Origin of the sequence: Yoonia sp. SS1-5, assembly GCF_038443705.2 — a bacterium.
In the GTDB taxonomy this organism is placed as follows: domain Bacteria; phylum Pseudomonadota; class Alphaproteobacteria; order Rhodobacterales; family Rhodobacteraceae; genus Yoonia; species Yoonia rhodophyticola.
In genome coordinates this window covers 572,985-592,385 of sequence record NZ_CP151767.2, presented here as the reverse complement: position 1 = coordinate 592,385, position 19,401 = coordinate 572,985, and the positions used below count along the sequence as shown (strand labels likewise).

The 19,401-nt window shown below is 59.0% G+C and carries 18 protein-coding genes; 15 read left to right on the top strand and 3 right to left on the bottom strand.

The genetic code is table 11. From position 1 onward, the window contains the following. Window positions 1-315 precede the first annotated feature (315 nt). Window positions 316-822: a DUF3592 domain-containing protein gene (locus AABB31_RS04440; RefSeq protein ID WP_342075654.1), complete on the top strand. Its 507-nt coding sequence runs from the start codon at window positions 316-318 to the stop codon at window positions 820-822. A gap of 183 nt (window positions 823-1,005) precedes the next feature. Here AABB31_RS04440 and AABB31_RS04435 read toward each other — a convergent pair whose 3' ends face one another. The 3 genes from AABB31_RS04435 to AABB31_RS04425 form a co-directional block, all read right to left on the bottom strand. Then, window positions 1,006-1,296: a hypothetical protein gene (locus AABB31_RS04435; protein WP_342075655.1), complete on the bottom strand. Its 291-nt coding sequence runs from the start codon at window positions 1,294-1,296 to the stop codon at window positions 1,006-1,008. 127 nt (window positions 1,297-1,423) lie between these two features. Next, complete coding sequence (locus AABB31_RS04430) at window positions 1,424-2,467, bottom strand: ABC transporter substrate-binding protein (RefSeq protein ID WP_342075656.1); 1,044 nt, start codon at window positions 2,465-2,467, stop codon at window positions 1,424-1,426. Between the two features lie 60 nt (window positions 2,468-2,527). Beyond that, window positions 2,528-3,268, bottom strand: coding sequence for a GntR family transcriptional regulator (locus AABB31_RS04425; RefSeq protein ID WP_342075657.1), 741 nt, complete (start codon window positions 3,266-3,268; stop codon window positions 2,528-2,530). A gap of 67 nt (window positions 3,269-3,335) precedes the next feature. Here AABB31_RS04425 and AABB31_RS04420 point away from each other — a divergent pair, with 67 nt between their 5' ends. From AABB31_RS04420 to AABB31_RS04355, 14 genes are all read left to right on the top strand, one after another. Further along, entirely contained in the window at window positions 3,336-4,103 is a 768-nt protein-coding gene (locus tag AABB31_RS04420) for a DUF2182 domain-containing protein (RefSeq protein ID WP_342075658.1), read from the top strand. Between the two features lie 15 nt (window positions 4,104-4,118). Beyond that, window positions 4,119-4,832 carry a DUF1326 domain-containing protein gene (locus tag AABB31_RS04415; protein WP_342075659.1) on the top strand — a complete coding sequence of 238 codons (714 nt, stop codon included), beginning with the start codon at window positions 4,119-4,121 and terminating at the stop codon, window positions 4,830-4,832. Next, window positions 4,829-5,341 carry a DinB family protein gene (locus tag AABB31_RS04410; protein WP_373635464.1) on the top strand — a complete coding sequence of 171 codons (513 nt, stop codon included), beginning with the start codon at window positions 4,829-4,831 and terminating at the stop codon, window positions 5,339-5,341. Before AABB31_RS04415 ends, AABB31_RS04410 begins: the two co-directional genes overlap by 4 nt. After that, a complete protein-coding gene (locus tag AABB31_RS04405) occupies window positions 5,341-6,441 on the top strand; it encodes a dimethylsulfoniopropionate demethylase (protein ID WP_342075660.1) in 1,101 nt (366 codons plus the stop codon). Before AABB31_RS04410 ends, AABB31_RS04405 begins: the two co-directional genes overlap by 1 nt. A gap of 11 nt (window positions 6,442-6,452) precedes the next feature. Continuing rightward, complete coding sequence (acuI, locus tag AABB31_RS04400) at window positions 6,453-7,436, top strand: acryloyl-CoA reductase (protein WP_342075661.1); 984 nt, start codon at window positions 6,453-6,455, stop codon at window positions 7,434-7,436. A 210-nt stretch (window positions 7,437-7,646) separates the two neighbouring features. After that, window positions 7,647-9,524: a BCCT family transporter gene (locus AABB31_RS04395; protein WP_342075662.1), complete on the top strand. Its 1,878-nt coding sequence runs from the start codon at window positions 7,647-7,649 to the stop codon at window positions 9,522-9,524. Window positions 9,525-9,594: 70 nt separating this feature from the next. After that, the gene (locus AABB31_RS04390) at window positions 9,595-10,812 is read left to right on the top strand and encodes an aminotransferase class V-fold PLP-dependent enzyme (protein WP_342075663.1); all 1,218 of its coding nucleotides are present in this window, start codon (window positions 9,595-9,597) and stop codon (window positions 10,810-10,812) included. A gap of 34 nt (window positions 10,813-10,846) precedes the next feature. After that, the gene (locus AABB31_RS04385; protein WP_342075664.1) at window positions 10,847-12,265 is read left to right on the top strand and encodes a deoxyribodipyrimidine photo-lyase; all 1,419 of its coding nucleotides are present in this window, start codon (window positions 10,847-10,849) and stop codon (window positions 12,263-12,265) included. Window positions 12,266-12,389: 124 nt separating this feature from the next. Beyond that, window positions 12,390-13,598, top strand: a complete 1,209-nt coding sequence (locus tag AABB31_RS04380; protein ID WP_342075665.1) for a cyclopropane-fatty-acyl-phospholipid synthase family protein — start codon at window positions 12,390-12,392, stop codon at window positions 13,596-13,598. 33 nt (window positions 13,599-13,631) lie between these two features. Further along, window positions 13,632-14,072: a TrgA family protein gene (locus tag AABB31_RS04375; RefSeq protein WP_342075666.1), complete on the top strand. Its 441-nt coding sequence runs from the start codon at window positions 13,632-13,634 to the stop codon at window positions 14,070-14,072. A 3-nt stretch (window positions 14,073-14,075) separates the two neighbouring features. Beyond that, complete coding sequence (locus AABB31_RS04370; RefSeq protein ID WP_342075667.1) at window positions 14,076-15,191, top strand: NUDIX domain-containing protein; 1,116 nt, start codon at window positions 14,076-14,078, stop codon at window positions 15,189-15,191. A 52-nt stretch (window positions 15,192-15,243) separates the two neighbouring features. After that, window positions 15,244-16,275, top strand: a complete 1,032-nt coding sequence (locus AABB31_RS04365; protein ID WP_342075668.1) for a cysteine synthase A — start codon at window positions 15,244-15,246, stop codon at window positions 16,273-16,275. Continuing rightward, entirely contained in the window at window positions 16,272-18,686 is a 2,415-nt protein-coding gene (locus AABB31_RS04360; protein ID WP_373635463.1) for a DUF3772 domain-containing protein, read from the top strand. The genes AABB31_RS04365 and AABB31_RS04360 overlap by 4 nt, the downstream gene beginning before the upstream one ends. Further along, on the top strand, window positions 18,683-19,399 hold the full coding sequence (locus tag AABB31_RS04355; protein WP_342075671.1) for an alanyl-tRNA editing protein: 717 nt from the start codon (window positions 18,683-18,685) through the stop codon (window positions 19,397-19,399). The genes AABB31_RS04360 and AABB31_RS04355 overlap by 4 nt, the downstream gene beginning before the upstream one ends. Window positions 19,400-19,401: the final 2 nt, after the last annotated feature.

The window sequence follows — 19,401 nt, the reverse complement described above, 5'->3', positions numbered from 1 at the left end:
AACATCGATGAGATCGTCTTGAACCCCTCGCGGCTGATCTTCGTGTGCACAGGACGTCTCTTGCCAAGATAGCACAAAAGTCGAGCGTGACCGATGGCGCCGCTACCCAAGTCGGAAAGCCAGTTTATTGACCTACAAAGATCGAAAAGACGCTGGTAGGTGCTTTGCAAACAACACCGGAACAACAATTCCCCGATCTTTGCGAGTAAAATATAGGCGGCCCTTTGTGGCCAACGCAGCGAAGGTCTGAAACGAGCCCGACTTTCCAAAATTCGGCAGCGCAGCTAATGTCAGGTCTCGGGAATTGGAGACACCATGAGTATCTTGGCTAGGTTTTGGAATTTGGTACGTGTCACGTTCTTGGAAGGCATGTTGCATCGGACTGAAGATGGTCAAAGGTTGGGCTTCTCTTCGAGAAGAGGCTGGGGTGCCAACCTGATGTTTGCGGGAATAACCGGTTGCGTGATTGGGTTGGCTTGGATCGCTCAAAGAGCACATTTCGAGTTAGACGCACTCACTGCGACTTCCGAAGTTTTGGAGGTGCAGGAGGGCGAAACGTCAGACGGTGATGCGGTTTATCAACTGACGCTTAGATGGACACACGAAGATGGGACTGTCCACGTTACGAGCCCTCGCGTCAAGGCGATCTCTTACAATTTGCCGGTCGGAACCGAGCTGGATATTAAGTACGATCCCGATAATCCAAGGGACGTTCGTGTTGAAACTCAGGAGGGTCCTTGGTTTTTACCTCGCCTGATCTTGATAGGAAGCTTGATCAGTTTTGTAATGGGACGATTGTTAAGGGGTAATCCCGAGGCTTAACTACCGGTGTTTTCTGCGGATGCAGACCTTCGCAGATGCGAAGTCAACGTCAGCTCCGTCCGCAGTGCCGCCGTTAGTGCGGGTCTTCGTAGAGGTCCGGTCTGGGTCGGTGATGCTCGACGTTTGGTCCAACAGTGCCCCACCGGACCTGCTGATAGTACTCAGAAAAACCTCTGGTTCGCGTCAATGATGCGTGGCGTTCCACAGCAGACTTTGCTGCATAAGGTTGATCCGCGGATCACGCCCGATCTGTTGTCCTGCCTTGTGCGGATAGGTCATCGGAGCGACATTGTGCTGGTGGATACCCAGCTCCCAAGCACCGCTACGGCGCAAAGCTGCATTATCAAGGACGTGATGGAATACCCTTGGGCATAACGCGCCCACGATGGCTGATTTGATCACGACCAGATGCAATTGGATTTCTTTCACAGCCGTCCTGCGACGCGGCGAGATGCGGGCCTTTGGATGCTTCATATTGCGCAAAGGTGTGATTTTTTTGGGGTCGTGCCAAGCAGTAGGTTTTGCCCGTGGACGCCGCCCCGATTAGGGGCGACGTGACAAAATCAGCCAAGCGGGCCGTTATGGCGGCGTCAGATCGCCGTTAGAAACCGGCCTTGATCAGCTCGAAGGTTTCAGCCTGACGTTCGCGCATCTCGTTGCTCATCGGCAATTGCGCGAGGACCGGGACATCAATGACCCCAAGACCAGACGCTTCGAGGTCCTCTTCGGTGACTTGCGAGGTCAGCGCCACCTTGTTGGATGACCCATAGCCCGCGTCAAGCAACGGGACGACCGACGACTCGGCCAGCATTGCGTTAATATAATCATAGGCCTTGTCTTCGCTGCCTTGCCCGTCAACCAGGTTCACGTAGCCGCACAGCCACAAGGACGAACCCTCTGCCGCCTCGCGCTGAAAACCGATCGGGCGGCCTTCCTCGACCATTGTGGGATAGGTTTCGTTCCATGCCCAGCTGATCAGCACTTCGCCGGATGACAAAAGCTGTGCAAGTTCGGCGGGGTCGGTCCAATAGGTGCGCAGGTTCGGATGCACCTCGCGGAGCCAGTTCGAGGCGGCCTCGAATTGCGCGTCTGTGGCGTTCTGCCAATTATCCACGCCGGTCGCCAGATAGGCCAGCGCATAGGCGTCATCCACATTGTCGGGCAATGTGACGCGGCCTGCGAATTGCGGGTTCTTGAAGACGTCCAGACTGGCCACATCATCGCCCGAAACCTCGTCAGGGTTATAGGCAATTGCGGTTGAGCCAAAATCCGTCGGGATAAAGAAGACGTCGTCACCTGCGGCAACATCTGTGCCGGTCAGGTTGCTATCAAGATCCGCATAGGCGGGTATCTTGCTGATATCCCAGGGTTCGATAATCCCGCTTTCGGTCCATTTGCTGACCGATCCGGCACAGATATGCGATACGTCCGCGTCAAATCCTGCGCGGATTTTCTGGAATGCTTCATCCTCGTCACCGAAGAACGCAAATGTGGGACTATCGCCGTGGGTGGCGACGTAATCCGCGTGAAAGGCGGGGTCTTCAAAGCCCGGATAATCAAAAACCAGCAAGTCTGCATCTTGTGCGGCAAGGCTGGTGGCGATGGCGGTCAATGAAACCGCCCCGCAGATCAGTTTAGTTTTCATCGGCGAACTCCCTGTTTCTCTTGCGGCGAAATTAGGGTGCCATGCCGATGCGGGCAAGGGTCATTTACGGGACCGGGCGGCGTTTCGTTCCGCAATGACATCGTGGGCAAGCTGTTGCGTATAGGCGGCCAGTTCCGCCAGATGCTGATCTGCCGCAGTTGCGTCGGCATCCGCGATAGCATCGGCGATATGCGCGTGCAGGGTCACGATCCGCTCGCGCGAGCGGGCGCCGAATGTGATCATGTTCATCAGCGGTTGCATCGCCTCGACCGCGCCGGCCAGTTGATATGACAGAACCGGATTATGCGCGGCATCCACCAAGGCCCGGTGAAAGGCCACGTCAGAGGCGCAGAATGCCTCATCCGTCAGCCCAGGCTGTTGTTGGCGATGGATCTCGGCGCGCATCGTCGCCAGATGGTCAGGGGTGCGCCGGGCCGCAGACAAGGGCGCGCAGGCCCGTTCCAGCGCATAGCGCGCCTCGCAGGCTGTTCCGAAACTGACATCATTCATCGACAAAAGCAGGGTAGAGGTTGTTATCTGCTGCCCATAGGCATCTTCAAATTTCAGCCGATTGACAAAGGCCCCCCCGGTCGCGCCCCGTTGCGTGCGGATCAGCGATTGCGCGGCCAGCCGCTTGAGCGCTTCACGCACAGTGGGCCGCGAGACGTTGAATTGCTCGGCCAGTTCGGATTCGGACGGCAGCCGCTCATCAACGGGCAGTGCGCCGGATATGATCGCATCGCGGATCGCTTTTGCAATCTGCTGCGACAGGTCGGCGGGGCTGGCAGGATCAATTTTCATTTGTCAGACAATTAAACGTCTGACATATCTTTCCGCAAGCCCTGAGTCGCGTTTTGGGAGGACGCCAGTGCCGTATTTGATCCGCTCATCACTGTGGTTGGCCTTTTTCGGGGCGATCATTGCTGCGTGGTGGATGATGTTTGTCATGGCCATGGATATGGACCTGGACTGGATCGGGCGTCCGGGGCCAATGGGCCAGGCAATGGCCGATATGAACCCGCGCATGCCCATGGATATGCCGATGGCCCGGTTCGGCCCGCTGTTTGCGATGTGGGCGATCATGATGGCGGCCATGATGCTGCCGACACTTGTCCCCACATTGACAACATATGAGCGGTTGATGATCAGCGCCGATGGCACGCGGTCCGGCTGGCTGGGTGTCTTGCTGGGCTACTTTATCGTTTGGGTGGCGTTTGCGGCCGCAATAGCGGCCGTGCAACTGGCCTTGCTATATGGCGGGGTGATCAACATGCTGGGGGTCGCGCCGGTCTGGCTATCCGCCCTTCTGCTGGTGGCGGTGGGGGCCTTTCAGTTCACCCGTATCAAAGAGGTCTGCCATGGGGTCTGCCACGCGCCGATGACCTATTTCCTGGGCCATTGGAAAACCGGTTTCCCGGGCGGATTGCGCATGGGGTTGGGGCTGGGTGCGTTTTGCGTTTTGTGCTGTTGGGGTTTCATGGCGCTGGGATTTGTCGGCGGGGTGATGAGCCTGCTTTGGATGGGTCTAGCCACGCTTTTGATGATTTTCGAGAAACTGCCCGATATCGGGCATCGGGTGATCAAGCCCACCGGCGTTGCACTGATTGCCGCCGGTGTGGCCTTGGCAATCTACTAGAGAAAGGGACGCGATATGGCTGAAAAGAAAGAACGACCGCCCGCGGATAAGTTGCCGGTCTCGCAACGGATTGATCAGCGGATGGAAAGCAACCCGCTTCGCCGCAAGATGAAACCGACCACCTGGGCCATCAAGGGTGAGTTGTTTTTGAACTGCTCTTGCACGGTGTTCTGCCCTTGTGTTGTCAGCCTTGGCGCGCACCCGCCCACAGAAGGGCATTGCCACGCATGGATGGCCATTGCCATTGATGAGGGGCATTTCGAGGGCGAAAGCCTTGCAGGGCTGAATGTGGGCCTGCTGGTCGATATTCCCGGCCGGATGGCCGAGGGTAATTGGCGCGTGGCCGCCTATGTGGACGAACGCAGCACGCAAAAGGCCTATAACGGGATTTTGAAAATATTCAGCGGGGCGGCTGGCGGCACGACGGGTCTGTTCACCATGCTGGTCTCCGAGATCATCGGGGCAGAGCGTGAAAAGGTCGAGATCGTCCGCGAGGGAACAAAACGGGGCATCTATATCGGCCGCAAAATCCAGGGCGAGATTGAGATGATGAAGGGCAAATCGCCCGATCATCCGGTGATGATCTCGAACTCAAAATACTGGATGGGGCCGGATATCATCGCAGCGACCGGAACGAAATCGAAGGTCCGCGACTACGGGCGGGTCTGGGACTTTGGCGGTAAATCGGCCGAGATTTGCCCGATAGACTGGAAAGGACCCAAGCCGTGATCACGCCGGAATATTGTCAAACCATGGCGCGGTATAATGCCTGGCAAAATACCGGGCTGCGGAAAATGATCCCTGCGATGGACCGCGACGATCTTTACAAGGACCGGGGCGCGTTTTTCGGGTCGATCATGCGGACGCTGAACCATCTTCTATGGGGTGACATGCTATGGATGAGCCGCTTTGACGGTGGCGAAGCACCTGATCCTGACATGGGCATCGAGGACAGTTTTGATATGGCGCCCACGCCCGCTGTCTGGGCGGCGGATCGGTTTCGCATGGATGCGCGCATCACGCTGTGGGCCAATAGCGTGCATGCGGTTGATCTGGTGGGCGATCTGGAATGGTATTCCGGCGCGATGAAAAGGCAGATGTCAAAGCCGATGGCGATTTGCGTGATGCAATTGTTCAACCATCAGACCCATCATCGCGGGCAGGTGCATGCGATGCTGACAGCCGCCGGGCAAAAGCCCGACGATACCGATATCCCCTTCATGCCGGAGGATGCCTGATGGCGACAATCGCCCCCTCCCGCCGGATCCGCCGCACGCCTTTTACCCCCGGGGTCCAGGCGGCCGGTGTCAAAGGATATACGGTCTATAACCACATGCTGTTGCCAACGGTCTTTGAAAGCATCGAGGCCGATTACCACCATCTGAAATCTGCCGTGCAGATCTGGGATGTGGCTGTCGAGCGGCAGATCGAATTACGCGGCCCCGACGCGGCCCGCCTGATGCAGATGCTGACCCCGCGCGATCTGCGCGGCATGCTGCCCGGGCAGTGCTATTACGTGCCGATTGTCGATGAAACCGGCGGGATGCTGAATGATCCTGTCGCGTTGAAGCTGGCCGAGGACCGGTGGTGGATTTCGATTGCCGATAGTGATTTGTTGTTCTGGGTCAAGGGCTTGGCCTATGGATATCGTCTCGATGTGCTGGTGGATGAACCCGATATCTCGCCCCTTGCCGTGCAGGGGCCCAAGGCCGAGGAACTGGTCACCCGTGTCTTTGGCGAGGCAACCCGCGCCATCAAGTTCTTTCGTTTCGGCTGGTTCGATTTTCAGGGTGTCAGCATGGCGGTCGCCCGGTCCGGATATTCCAAACAGGGAGGTTTCGAAATTTACGTGGACGGCACCGCCAACGGCATGCCTGTCTGGAATGCGTTGATGGAGGCGGGGCGCGACCTGGATGTGCGCGCCGGGTGTCCCAACCTGATCGAACGGATCGAGGGTGGGCTCTTGTCCTACGGCAATGACATGACACGGGAAAACACGCCGCATGAATGTGGGCTGGGGCGCTTTTGCTCGACCCAGACCGCGATTGGGTGCGTGGGGCGCGATGCGCTGCTGCGCGTGGCCAAGGAAGGGCCGACACAGCAGATCAGGCCGCTCTCGATTGGCGGTGATATTCCGCCTTGCGATATGGCCTGGCCGCTGATGGCTGGGAAAAAACGGGTGGGGCAGGTGACGTCTGCCGCCTATTCCCCTGATTTTAAAGTAAATGTTGCGATGGGTATGGTGCGCATGACCCATTGGGATGCAGGCACCACGCTGGCGGTGACAACACCCGCCGGCACAAGACCGGTGACGGTACACGAAGAATTCTGGATCTAAAGGAGCGTAAGATGTTTCACGCATTGGTCGTCGAGAAGAACGAAGAAGGCAAGACAAGTGCCGCCGTACAGGAACTGGAGCTTGACGCGTTGCCGGATGGTGACGTGACGGTGGCAGTCGAATATTCGACGGTCAATTACAAGGATGGGCTATGCGTCGGGCCGGGCGGCGGGTTGGTGCGGAACTATCCCCATGTACCGGGCATCGACTTTGCCGGGACGGTCGAGGCGTCCGATGATGATCGCTACAAACCCGGCGACAAGGTTGTGCTGACCGGTTGGCGTGTGGGCGAGGCGCATTGGGGCGGTTACGCCCAAAAGGCGCGGGTCAAGGCAGATTGGCTGGTGCCGCTGCCTGATGGGCTGACAACACGGCAGGCCATGGCTGTGGGAACAGCCGGTTTGACCGCAATGCTGGCTGTCATGGCGTTGCAGAATGCAGGCCTCAAGGACGGCCCGGTTCTGGTGACTGGGGCTGCGGGCGGCGTCGGATCAGTTGCCACTGCGATCCTCGGGCATCTGGGCCATGAGGTCGCAGCCGTGACCGGGCGGCCGGAAACAGCGGACTACCTGACCGATCTTGGTGCCACGCAGATTGTTCCGCGCGCCGATCTGAATGAAACCGTCAAACGCCCGCTGGAGGCCGAAACCTGGGGTGGATGCGTGGACGCTGTCGGCGGCGCGATGCTGGCCCGCGTGCTGGGGCAGATGCAATATGGCGCGTCGGTTGCTGCCGTCGGCCTTGCGGGCGGGGCGAACCTGCCTGCGACTGTCATTCCGTTCCTGCTGCGTGGGGTGAATATTCTGGGAATTGATAGCGTCATGCAGCCCTACGAAAACCGGCTTGTCGCCTGGCAAAGGGTGGCCACCGATCTGCCGATGAAAAAGCTTGAGGCCATGATCCAACCGGCAACATTGTCCGATTTGCCCGGCCTGGGGCGCGATATCCTCAAGGGGCAGGTCAAAGGCCGTGTCGTGGTTGACGTGAACGCCTGACGCCGGCGCGGGAAGACAAGGCGGATGTCGGCGCCCCGGCATCCCAGGCGTTTCCGCCACCGGGCGGCGCGCCCTTCGGCCTGTTCAAACACCAATAAATGCTGCGCATGCAGCGTCGCATGCGTTGGGCGGGCTGGCGCAAAAGCGGGTTATTTTCCCGGGCTTTCTGTCTATAGTACCTGAACAATAACAACGAACAGGGAAACAATCATGGCTCTTGAACCACCTCTATCGGAACTTCCGATTAAGACCGCTGACAGCGGTTTTTATCGCGGGTTCAGCGTGAACGTCACGGTGATCAGCAAGATCATCATCAGTATGCTTGTGGTCTGGTGTATCTTCTGGCCGCTTCAGGCCGGACAAGTGCTGGGCAGTTGGAACTCGGCAATTCTGGCGCAATTTGCGGCCTGGTATATCTGGGTTGTGGCCGCATTTGTGATTGTCTGCCTTGGGCTGGCGCTGTGGCCAGCGGGCGGCAAACTGAATTTGGGGGCCGATGGCGAAACGCCGGAGTTTTCGAATTTCTCGTGGTTTTCCATGATGTTCGGGGCCGGGATCGGCGTTGGCATGTTGACCTGGGCAGTGGCAGAACCGGTTGCGCATTTCGGCAGCAACCCGTCGGTGATTGCAGGCGAGACGACCTCGCTGGGGGTCGATAACGTGCGCACAGCCTATATCTGGTCCTACCTGCATTGGGGGCTGGGAGCCTGGGCCTGCTATGCGATTGCGGGTCTGTCACTGGCATTCTTCAGCTATCGTCGTGGCCTGCCACTGACGATCCGGTCGTCACTGACGCCGCTATTCGGCAAGGCGCTGTCTGGCCCGTTGGGGCATCTGATCGACATTGTGGCGGTTGTGGCAACCATCCTTGGTGTGGCGCAGACGCTTGGCTTTGGGGTCGACCAGTTTGTGGCCGGGCTGACCCGGATCGGCATTGGCGGTCTGGTCCATGCAGAGGGGGCGGTTAACGCAGCTGGTGACAGCATTGCTGGCACCGTGAACACAATGGGCATTGTGGTTGCCTTGCTGTTCATCATGGGGGCATCGACATTGTCGGCGCTGTCGGGTGTTGGCAAGGGCATCAAATGGCTGTCCAACATCAATATGGTGCTGTCGATTGTCCTGCTGGGCTTTTTCATCATCTTCGGGGCAACTTGGTTTGGGGCATCGGCGTTCTTTGTCGGGATCTGGGACTATCTGCTTGCGCTGCCGGGTCTGTCTGTACAGGTCTATGCAGGATCAACGCTCGAGGCATTTCTGGCCAGCGCGCCTGCATCCATTCAGGCGCTGACAACGGATCAGGCAGATGCATTGCTGGGCGCATTGTCCAGCCCGGGTGCAACTGTTGACGGTGTGGCAGCATCCTTGGCTGAACAGTCAATCGCTGTGCCAGCTGCGGATCTGACAGTGGCGTTTAACGCCACGCTTGAGAACCGACTGACCACATGGCAAGGCTGGTGGCCCGTCTTCTACTGGGCTTGGTGGATCGCTTTCGCACCATTTGTGGGCCTGTTCCTTGCGCGTATCTCGCGCGGGCGCAGCATCCGCGAATTTGTGCTGGGTGCGATGATCGTTCCGTCGCTGATGTGCTTTGTCTGGTTCGCATGGGCCGGTGGTACTGCGATTGATCTGGAACTTAATGGTGGGGCTGATGGCGTTATTCTGGGGGCTGGCAATGGCGACAAGATCTTTGCCATGACCCAGTTCATGCTGGAACCGATCAGCGCGTGGCTGTCATGGGGCATGGCCGTGATGATCGTGGTCTTGCTGATGACCTTCCTTGTGACATCCGCTGACTCTGCCGTGCTGATTGTGAACACGATCAACGCCGCGGGTGATGAGGGCCCAAAGGCACGTCCGCATATCGTCTTCTGGGGCGGTGCGCTGGCGCTTGTGGTTGGTGGCCTGCTTCTGTCCGGCGGGACGGGTGCGATCCAGACTGCGATGGTGATCGGTGCGCTGCCATTCTCGATCGTGATGGCGCTGATGTGTATCGCGCTGATCAAGGCGATCTGGAATGATGGCCGGCGCGCAGCTGCAGGTGTGACGGCTGTCACAGTTGATCCGATGGCGACGCCAGCGGAATAACCCGGCGATCAACAAAAAACGAAAGCCCCGATGCTTGCGCATCGGGGCTTTTTTCGTATCCATTGCCAGCATGGATTTGGATATTGCATGGGTGCGCGCCCAGTTTCCCGCGTTTGAACAACCCACCCTTCAGGGTCAGGCCTTTTTCGAGAATGCTGGCGGGTCCTATACCTGCCGGCAGGTCATTGACCGGCTGCATCGGTATTATCTTGAACGCAAGGTGCAGCCCTATGCCCCTTATGGTGCCGCACAGCTTGCCGGGGCCGAGATGGACGAGGCCCGGACACGTCTGGCGGCCATGCTGGGCGTCAAAACCGCAGAGCTGTCATTTGGCCCATCGACGACCCAGAACACCTATGTTCTTGCGCAAGCCGTCCGCCGCTGGATCAAGCCCGATCAGCATATCATCGTGACCAATCAGGATCACGAGGCCAATTCAGGCCCGTGGCGGCGACTGGCCGAAGATGGCATCGCGATCCGCGAGTGGCAGATCGACCCGGCGACGGGCGCGCTTGATCCGGCTGTGCTGGCCCAGATGCTGGATGCCGATACTGCACTGGTTGTCTTTCCGCATTGTTCGAATGTGGTGGGGGCGATCAATGACGTGGCCGCGATTACCCGGCTGGCCCATGATGCAGGCGCCCGGGTTTGCGTGGACGGGGTCAGCTATGCGCCCCATGGGTTGCCGGATGTGGGCGTGCTGGGGTGCGATGTTTATCTTTTCAGCGCCTACAAGACCTACGGCCCGCATCAGGGCATCATGGTGATCCGCGCGGATTGGGGGATGGAACTGCCCAATCAGGGGCATCATTTCAACGCTGATGCCTTGTATAAACGGTTCACACCCGCAGGGCCGGACCATGCCCAGGTGGCTGCCAGTGCGGGGATGGCCGATTATTTTGACGCGTTGGCCGCGCACCATGGCGGCAGCGCGGGTGCGCAGGGCGCGCGTCTGGCGCATGATTTGATGCGGGCGCATGAGGTCACGTTGCTGCAACCATTGCTGGACTATGTCAGCGGCAAAAACGCGGTGCGTCTGATTGGCCCGGCTGATGCCATGGAGCGCGCACCCACGGTCGCACTTGCGCTTGAAAGCAACGCAGAAGAGGCCGCCGCCGCCCTGGCACCGCTGGGGATCATGGCCGGAGGTGGCGATTTTTACGCAGGCCGCCCCTTGCAGGCCTGCGGCGTCGATCTGGCGAAAGGGGTTCTGCGGGTCAGCTTTGTGCATTACACAACCGGGGCGGAGGTTGACGCGCTGATCACCGCGCTAGATCAGGTCATGTGAAACAGGCCGTGCAATGCGCCTGTGCGGAGGCGCCATGCAAAATCCCCCAATCCTGATGTGGTTCCGCCGCGATTTGCGGCTGGCAGATCACGCAGCACTCGCGGCCGCATGCGACAGCGGACGCCCCGTCATTCCGGTCTTTATCCTTGATGAGGTGACAGAAACGCTGGGGGCGGCGGCAAAATTCCGGCTTGGTTTGTCCGTCGCCGATCTGTCCAAGGCTTTGAAGGCGAAAGACAGCAGGCTGATCCTGCGGCGCGGGAGCGCGCTGAAGGTGCTCAGGAAACTGATAGCTGACACCGGGGCGACATCTGTCTATTGGTCGCGCCTTTACGACCCAGCCAGCAAGGCCCGGGACACCGACATAAAATCGGCGCTGAAGGCCGATGGTATCGACGCCCAAAGCTTTGCCGGACATGTCCTGTTCGAGCCATGGACCGTCGCGACCAAAACAGGCGGCTTTTACAAGGTGTTCACGCCGATGTGGAAATCCGTCCGGAATACCGATGTGGCCAACCCGCTGCCCACGCCCAAAACGATACCAACCCCGTCGGAATGGCCATCATCTGACGATATTGACGATTGGCAGATGGGTGCCGCCATGCAGCGCGGGCGTGCCACGCTTGCCAGCTATTGCACCGTGGGCGAGGGGGCTGCGATGGATCGTCTGAACAGCTTCATTGCCGACAGGGTTCAGAACTATCAAAAAAACCGGGACATCCCGGCGGTCAAAGGAACATCTGGCCTGTCCGAGAACCTCACCTATGGCGAGGTCAGCCCCCGTCAGTGTTGGCAGGCGGGTTGGGCTGCGCTGCATGAGGGCGCGGCGGATGCAGAGGTTTTCCTCAAGGAACTGGTCTGGCGCGAGTTTGCCTATCATCTGGCGCATCACACCCCGCGCATCGTCAGCGATAACTGGAAGGAAGACTGGGACGCCTTCCCGTGGAACACGGATGAACGACTGGCCGAGGTCAAGGCCTGGAAACAGGGGCGCACCGGCATCCAGTTTGTCGATGCGGCCATGCGCGAGATGTATGTCACCGGGGTGATGCATAACCGAGGCCGGATGATCGTGGCATCCTATCTGACCAAACACCTGTTATGTCATTGGAAAATCGGCCTCGACTGGTTTGCCGACTGTCTGATCGACTGGGACCCGTGCAGCAACGCCATGGGCTGGCAATGGTCGGCGGGAAGCGGGCCTGATGCGACACCGTATTTCCGGGTGTTCAACCCTGTGACCCAACTCGACAAGTTCGACAAGGACCGGGCCTATGCGCGTAAATGGCTGGCGGAACCTTACAAAAAGCCATCTGACACCGCATCGTCCTATTTTGATATGATCCCCGCAAGCTGGCAGATGAGACCGGATCAGGATTACCCCGCGCCTGTGGTGGCAGCCGATGAAGGGCGCAAACGCGCGCTGGACGCTTACGCCGCGCGCGGATTTTAACAATTTTGTGCGAGCTTGGCAGTTTTCGCATCGTTTTCGGTGACTTCCGGGTCGCAAAGGTTAATTTGTGCATTGTTACAGGTGCGCGCACATGTGGTGCCAACAAAAAGAAACGGGAAAGACAATGATCCTTACGACCACACAGGGGCAATCGAATTTGCCACGGTATTTTGCCGCCGTTTTCGACAAGATTGGCAACATGAAACGCGGCCGGATTGATATCGTTCTGCCTGACGGGCGCCACTTTCGCGCCGAAGGGCCGGACCCGGGCTTTGTTGCTGAGATCGAGGTGCATAATGCCGATCTTTTTGCGCGCACCATCCGCGAGGGCGACCTTGGCTTTTGTGAAGCGTACATGGATGGCTGGTGGTCGACACCTGATCTGATGGCGTTCATGGATCTGGTACATGACGATGCCGAAGACATGTATGACGGGTTTCCCGGCCAGTTTCTTGTCCGCTTTTACGAGCAGATGCGGTTTTGGATGCAAAGCAACTCGAAACGGCAAGCCAAGAAAAATATCAGCTATCACTATGACTTGGGCAACGACTTTTATGCGCTTTGGCTTGACGACACGATGACCTATTCGTCGGCTAAGTTCGAAACCGGACAAGAAAGCATGGAAGCCGCCCAAATCGAAAAATACAAAAGCATGGTCGATCAGATGGGTGTTCAGGCCGGCGACCACGTGCTTGAGATCGGGTGCGGCTGGGGTGGTTTTGCAGAATATGCCGCAAAAGAACGGGGCCTGAAGGTCACGGGCCTGACGATCAGCCAGGAACAGCATGACTATGCGGTCGAACGCATGGCCAAGGCGGGCGTGTCCGACATGGTGACAATCAAGATGCAGGATTACCGGGACGAAAGCGGCACATATGACGGTATCGCAAGCATCGAAATGTTCGAGGCGGTTGGCGAAAAATACTGGCCGACCTATTTCGAAACCGTGCGCGAGCGGCTGAAACCGGGCAAACACGCAACACTTCAAATCATCACCGTCGAGCATCGGCGCTGGGATGTCTACAAGCGCGGCGTCGACTTTATCCAGAAATACATCTTTCCTGGTGGCATGCTGCCCAGCCCGGTGATTTTACGCCAAGAGATTGAAAAGGCTGGATTAAAAGTCGCCAGATCAATTGAGTTCGGCGAAAGTTACAGCCAGACATTGCGGCGTTGGCACGAGACGTTCAACGCGAAATGGGACAGTGTTGCCGCCCTGGGCTTTGACGAACGTTTCAAGCGGATGTGGAACTTATATCTGACCTCTTGCGCGGGAACTTTCCATAGCGGAAACTGCGACGTAACGCAGATTACCGTGACCCGCACCACATAAAGAAGGGCGCGCGCGGAAAAGAGGATGCAGTTGATGCCTACCGCCGGACGCCTTGCCGCCGCTCTTACCTTTTTCATCTATGGCTGGTATGTCGGCATCATTGCCGGACCGTTCTTCCCTGAAGGCAATCCACCAAACTATGTCATCCCGTTGTCGATTGGTCTGGCCATCCTTGTTGGCTGGACGGTTGTCGGCGGACGGCTGGGCAATGGTTATTTCGGCGCGTTGGGGCATGGGCTGACGGGCGCGTTTGCCTATGGTTTCTGGACCATATTCATCATTTCGTTCATCAACATGATCCGAAAATCTCTGCGCCGTCTCTATGACGGCCCCATGGATGCGGTTGTGGATGTGTTTGATTTGATGATGCGGGCGGCGCGTGATTTCTTTGACATCAACCTGATCCTGACGGTGACCCTGGGTGGGATGTTATGTGCCTGTATCGGCGAGTATTTCGCGCGTCGGTATCCATAAATCATGGACCTGTTTGTTTACGGCACGTTGTTGTCGCACGACCTGATGGCGACTGTTGCGGGCCCGGGCGCGTTCGCACCGCTGCGCGCCAGCTTGCCCGATTATCGTGTGCGTCCGATCGCAGGCGAGGTTTTTCCCTGTATTGCCCCCGCACCCGGTCAGGCCGCAGACGGGATCGTTTGGTGCGATCTGAGCCCGGCACAAATCGCGCGTCTTGACCTCTACGAGGGCGAGTTTGGCTATAGGTTGGAAGAGGTCAGCGTTGTTGTCGATGGCGCCTCGCGCAAGGCCAGTTGCTACATGCCGCCCGACGGGATCGAAGAAGGGCAGGGTGAATGGTCGCTTGATGCCTGGGAGGCCACGCATCTGTCACCCGGTCTGTTGGCCGCGACAGAGCTGTTTTCGCACAGGCCCTTGCCGGAAACCGGCGCGCTACGGCGCATGTGGCCAATGATGGAAGCCCGCGCCTGGTCCAAGCATCGCGCCGTTGCTGCCCCCGCAACGATCCGGCACGACCCCAAGCCGGGCGATGCGCGCATCGTTGCGGCCCATCCGCCGCAAGGGTCGTTCTTTCGGTTTCAGGGCGTTGATGTCACCCATCGCCGGTTTGACGGCACCCGGTCGCATGTCATGGTGCGCGAGACGTTCCTGGGCTGTGATGCCGCGCTTGTGCTGCCTTATGATCCGGCGCGCGACCGTGTTTTGCTGGTCGAACAGGTCCGCATGGGGCCACTGGCCCGCCATGATCCCAACCCCTGGATGCTGGAACCGGTTGCCGGCATGATCGACGCCCGGGAAACACCACAGGACGCGGCCTTGCGCGAGGCAAAGGAAGAGGCAAATCTGGATATCCGCAGGCTGGAACCGGCGGCTGACTTTTATGCCTCGCCCGGTGAGTCCAGCAGCTATTTCTATTGCTTTGTGGGCCTGTGTGATTTGCCGGATGACAAACGCTATCATGGTGGTCTGGCGGACGAGCATGAGGATTTGCGCCTGCATCCGCTGGACTTTGCGGATGCCATGGGGCTTGCGGCATCGGGGGAAGTAGCGACCGGCCCGCTACAGATGCTGCTCTATTGGCTGGCCTATCATCGGGATCGGTTGCGCGCGCTCTCTTGATGTCCGCGGGGCGCGGTCCTACACATGTGGGACGCAAAGAAAGGCCCGCCAAATGACCATCCGTTCCGACCTTGCAGACGCGGTAGGCAATACCCCCCTGATCAAACTGCGCGCAGCATCGGCAGCAACCGGATGCACCATCCTCGGCAAGGCCGAATTCATGAACCCCGGCCAGTCCGTCAAGGACCGCGCTGCGCTGTATATCATTCGCGATGCCGTTGCGCGGGGTGAACTGAAACCGGGCGGGACCATCGTTGAAGGCACCGCCGGCAATACCGGGATCGGCCTGGCCCTTGTTGGCGCTTCAATGGGGTTCAAGACGGTCATCGTCATCCCCGAGACGCAAAGCCAGGAGAAAAAGGATATGTTGCGCCTTGCCGGTGCAGAGCTGGTCGAAGTGCCCGCCGCCCCGTATCGCAACCCGAACAATTTCGTCCGCTATTCCGAGCGGCTTGCAATCAAGTTGAACGAGACCCTTCCCAATGGTGCCATCTGGGCCAACCAGTTTGACAATGTTGCCAACCGGCAGGCCCATATCGAAACCACGGCGCCCGAAATCTGGGACCAGACCGATGGCAAGGTCGATGGTTTCATCTGTGCCTGCGGCTCTGGCGGCACATTGACGGGCGTTGCAATGGCCCTGCAGGACAAGGGCGTCAAAATCGGTCTGGCGGACCCCGATGGTGCGGCGCTTTATTCCTTCTACACAACGGGCGAGCTGAAGATGGAAGGCGTGTCGATTTCCGAAGGGATCGGTCAGGCCCGCATCACCAAGAACCTCGAAGGTCTCAATCCTGATTTTACGTATAATATCAGTGACCAAGAGGCCATACCTATTGTATTTGACCTGCTTCGTGATGAGGGGCTCTGCATGGGTGGATCAACCGGGGTGAATATTGCGGGCGCAATCCGGATGGCCAAGGATATGGGGCCGGGCCACACGATCGTGACGATCCTGTGCGACTATGGAACCCGCTATCAATCCAAGCTTTATAACCCTGATTTCATGCGCGAAAAAGGCTTGCCGGTGCCTGACTGGCTTGACCGGGCGCCTGATATTCCATCGGTGCGCGAGGACGTATGATCCGGCCCTTTGTCATCGCGGCACTCCTGCTGCTGTGGCCCTTTGCCGTTTTGTCACAAGACACTCCCATTCCCGGCGTGGACCCCGCAACCGACCCGACTGCCGAGGCCACGGCAGAGGCCGATGCCCCACCCGAGCAAACAGAAGAGACCCCGCTGCCTGATCTTGCGCCCGAGGTGGTTGTGGGCGTTGATCCGGATGCGGATTGGACCCAATTGGCCTTGCGTGCCGAACAGCTGGCCCTGTCCGGCGAGGCATCGGCCTTTACGCTGGGCCGCATTCGCAGCGAACTTGTGGTATGGCGCGATGTGTTTCTGGCCCGGACCGGTGTCAATGGTGGCCGGATCGCGACAGTTCAGACCCAGATCGACGCGCTAGGCCCCGTGCCTGAAAGCGGCGAAGAGGCAGAGGCCATCGCCCGCCGCCGCGCCGCGCTTGCGACACAGATGGACGACCTCACCGCGCCGCGCGTGCTGGCGGAAGAGGCCTATGCCCGTGCGAATGGGCTGATCAGCGAAATCGACACGCAGCTTTTGCAGCGCCAGACAACGGCACTGACCACGCGTGGGCCGTCACCGCTGAACCCCGCCCATCTTGGCGATGCGGTGACGTCGGTTTTGAACGTGTTTTCTGTCATCGGCGTGGAAACCGCCTCTGGCTGGGGGCGCGAGCGGGCGGCCGGACAATTGGTTGCCAACTTGCCCCGGGCGCTTGGGTTTGTGGTGCTGGGGGTGTTTCTGTTGGGCATTGCGCGCCGGGCCGTCACCGATCTGCGCGTCTGGGTCGAAGGGTTTGAGACACGTTGGATGCCGTTCTGGTTGCTGATCCTTTCCATGGTGCAGATCCTGGTGCCGGTTCTGGGTCTTTTTGCGCTGTCAGCGGGGTTCGACACGCTGAACATATTTGGCTTGCGCAGCGGCGACGTGCTGGAGGCACTGCCTTACGCAGGCTTTGTTGTGGTCTTTGGCTGGTGGCTGAGCCGTCACCTGTTTCCGCCGGGCGAAAAACCCGGCCAGTTCGGCTATGACAGTGCAACCCGGTCGCGGGGCCGGGCTTACGGCGTGGGACTGGCATGGGTGCTGGCCGGGGGTTTTCTGTTTCGGCAAGCGTTGAACACGGTTGATGTCAGCGATGGGGCGCAGGCGGCCATTGAATGGCCGTATCTGGTGGTGATGGGCATTCTGCTGTGGCGGCTGGGGCGGGCGATCAATACGGCCCCGGTCGAACTGGACGGCGCGCCGGTGTCACCGGGACGTATGCGGCGGCTGCTCGGGCGCAGCTGTACCATCGTAGCATTGGCCGCCCCCCTGATTGCGGCGGTCGGGTTCGGGTCGGGCGGTCTATCCCTGATGACCTCATGGGTGATGTCACTGGGCTTGCTCGGCTTTGTGCTGGTCGCACAGCGGACATTGCAGGACCTCAGCAATGTCTCGATGACCGAGGATGGCGAGGCCAAGGGCACCGTGGCGCTGCTACCCGTGGTGATTGGCCTTGGGCTTTATCTGTTAAGCTTGCCGCTATTTGCGCTGATCTGGGGCGCGCGCGTTGATGACCTGGTCGAGGTCTGGGCGCGGTTCCGGGAAGGGTTTGCAATTGGCGAGACGCGGATTTCGCCAACCGATTTTCTGACCTTCGCGCTTGTGTTCGCAGTGGGTTACCTGCTGACGCGCTTTATTCAGGCAACCTTGCGCAAATCGGTATTGCCGCGCACGCGGCTTGATCTGGGCGGGCAAAACGCGATTGTGGCGGGGTTTGGGTATGTCGGGATCATGCTGGCCGCGATTATCGCGATCACCAGTGCGGGCATTGACCTGTCCAATCTGGCCATCGTGGCCGGTGCCTTGTCGGTCGGGATCGGCTTTGGTTTGCAGAATATCGTCTCGAATTTCGTTTCCGGGATCATTTTGTTGATTGAACGGCCGGTCAGTGAAGGGGATTGGATCGAAGTTGGCGGGCAGATGGGCTATGTGCGCGCGATCTCTGTCCGCTCCACCCGGATCGAAACCTTCGACAGAACCGACGTGATCGTGCCAAACGCTGATCTGGTCAGCGGGCAGGTGACCAACTGGACCCGGGGCAATCTTGTCGGTCGGGTCATTGTGCCGGTTGGCGTGGCCTATGGCAGTGACCTGGACAAGGTCAACGCCATCCTCAAGGAGGTCGCGGAAAGTCACCCGCTGGTCATCATGACCCCGCCGCCGGCGATTCTGTTCAATGGCTTTGGCGCGGATTCCCTTGATTTCGAAATTCGCGCAATCCTGCGGGACGTCAATTATGTCATGGTCGCGAAATCCGAGATGAATCATCAGATCGCGCAAAAATTTGCAGAAGCCGGCATTGAAATTCCCTTTGCGCAGCGTGACATTTGGTTACGCAACCCCGAAGTGCTCCGCAAAGAAGGCCCCGCATGACCACACTTTTGTTCCGCGATGATGCATATCTGCGCAGTTGCACCGGCACGGTGACGGCACTCACCGATGAGGGTGGGATCGTTCTGGACCAGACGGTGTTTTATCCGACCTCGGGCGGTCAGCCGGGGGATAGCGGGACATTGTCCTGGACCGGCGGCGGGCTGGATGTCGCCACAGCCGTCAAGGGGCAGGGGGATGAGGTGGTCTTGCTCCCGGCTGAACCTGCAGCCCTGCCACCCGTCGGGCAAACCGTGACCCAAACCATCAATTGGGATCGGCGGCATCGTCTGATGCGGGTGCATACCGCGCTGCATCTGTTGTCGGTTGTGATCCCGTTGCCTGTGTCCGGCGGGTCCATTGCCGCGGACAAGGGGCGGCTTGATTTCGACATGCCAGAGGCACCGCAGGACAAGACGCAATTGCAGGACGACCTGAACCGCCTGATTGCCTGCAACATGGATGTCACCGACGAGTGGATCACGGATGCGGAACTGGATGCCGCACCCGATCTAGTCAAGACGATGTCGGTCCAGCCGCCGCGCGGTTCTGGAAAAATCCGGCTGGTGCGTATCGGGGTCGGGTCCGAGACGGCCGATCTGCAGCCCTGCGGGGGTACGCATGTTTCCAACACCTCCGAAATCGGGACCGTCCGTATTGGCAAAATCGAAAAGAAGGGCCGCCAGAACCGGCGGGTCTATCTGCATCTGGAATGACG